At 73.1% G+C, this 1,659-nt stretch carries 1 protein-coding gene and 1 pseudogene; both read left to right on the top strand.

Going from position 1 to position 1,659, the window contains the following annotated elements:
* Positions 1 to 175: 175 nt before the first annotated feature.
* Complete coding sequence (locus tag I53_RS30155; RefSeq protein WP_043358086.1) at positions 176 to 1,093, top strand: ABC transporter ATP-binding protein; 918 nt, start codon at positions 176 to 178, stop codon at positions 1,091 to 1,093.
* A pseudogene (locus I53_RS30150) lies at positions 1,090 to 1,659 on the top strand (branched-chain amino acid ABC transporter permease); the annotation flags it as partial. The gene I53_RS30155 and the pseudogene I53_RS30150, both read left to right, overlap by 4 nt.

Raw genomic sequence — 1,659 nt, 5'->3', positions numbered from 1 at the left:
CCTGAATTGGAAGACTGTGCTTTTGACTTCATTCGCCCTGAGCAGCAGGATTTGAACAGCAGGAGCGTCGAACTGTCCTCCCGGGACGGATCATCGTCTTGCGTCTCGTCTTCTCTCAACGGGTGCCGCCGGTTCGCGCCGAAGCGGGCGGCCTGTCCTGAACGGAATCCGGATCATGCAGCCTGCGCTGCGCCTCGTTCGAACGGGACGGGACGGCAATCGGCCCCTCCTCCCGGGGCCCGCCCCCCGCCCGGCTGCCGTCCCCGCCCCCGGCGGGAGCCCGCATCGGGACCGGGCGGGACGGGTCCTGTCGGTCGAGGGGCTGTCCCTCGCCTTCGGCGGCACGGTGGCCTTCGCGGAGATCGACCTCGCGGTCGGGGCCGGCGAGATCCATGCGGTGATCGGGCCGAACGGCGCCGGCAAATCCTCGCTGATCAACGCGATCACCGGCCTCTATGCGCCTCAGGCCGGGCGGGTGCGGATCGGCGCGGAATCCTTCGCCCGGGTGCCGGCCGGGCGGCTCGCCGCACTGGGCGTGGCCCGGACCTTCCAGAACCTCGCCCTGTTCACGGGCCTGAGCGTCCGCGACAACGTCCTGGCGGGGCTCGCGGCGGCGCGGCGCGCCGGGCTCGGGGCCCAGATCCTGGGCCTGCCGTCGGCCCGGCGGGAGGCGCGGGCGCACCGCGACGCCGCCGAGGCCGTGATCGGCCGCCTCGGCCTCGGAGCCGTGGCCGACCGTCCGGCGGGCAGCCTCCCCTACGGGCTCCAGAAGCGGGTCGAACTCGGCCGGGCCCTGGTGGCCCGGCCGCGACTCCTGCTCCTCGACGAGCCGATGGCCGGCATGACGGCGACCGAGAAGGCCGAGATGACCGGCTTCATCCGGGCGGCGCGGGAGACGTCCGGGGCCGCGATCGTCCTGATCGAGCACGATATCGGCGTCGTCATGCGCCTCTCCGACCGGGTGACCGTGCTCGACCACGGCCGCCGCATCGCCACCGGCACGCCGGCGGAGGTGCAGGCGGACCCGGCGGTCATCGCCGCCTATCTGGGACTCGCGGACGGGGATGCCGACACGGGCGCGGCCGCCGCATGAGCCCGGATCTCGCCTTCCTGATCGAGGTCGTGGTCGGCGGCCTCCTGTCGGGCGTGATGTACGCCCTCGTGGCGATCGGCTTCGTGCTGATCTACAAGACCTCGGGCGTGCTGAACTTCGCGCAGGGCGCGATGGTGCTGTTCGCCGCCCTCACCTTCGTGAGCCTCACCGAGCGCGGCCTGCCCTTTCCCGCAGCGCTCGCCGCGACCCTCGCCGCGATGGGGGTGGTCGGCCTCGCGGTGGAGCGGACGGTGCTGCGGCCGCTGGTCAACCAGCCGCCGATCACCCTGTTCATGGCGACGCTGGGCGTCGCCTACGTGATCGAGGGCGCGGCCCAGCTCGCCTGGGGCACCCAGGTCCACGGGCTCGACCTCGGCATCGACGACACGCCGATCGATCTCGGCGGCGTGCTGGTGAGCCGGTTCGACCTGTTCGCCGCCGCGACCGCCGGCCTGATGGTGGCGCTCCTCTCCGCCTTCTTCCGCTACACCCGCACCGGCCTCGCCTTCCGGGCGGTGGCGGACGATCCGCGGGCCGCCTCAACACGGGCCTGCGCCTGCCCCGGA

The organism is Methylobacterium sp. B1, assembly GCF_000333255.1.
GTDB lineage: Bacteria > Pseudomonadota > Alphaproteobacteria > Rhizobiales > Beijerinckiaceae > Methylobacterium > Methylobacterium fujisawaense.
Note: the sequence above shows the minus strand (reverse complement) of the source record. Positions and strands in the feature narration are given on the sequence as shown.

What these genes read in the sequence shown, in the direction of transcription:
- I53_RS30155 (WP_043358086.1), top strand. Translation starts at nt 176, where the DNA reads ATGCAGCCTGCGCTGCGCCTCGTTCGAACGGGACGGGACGGCAATCGG.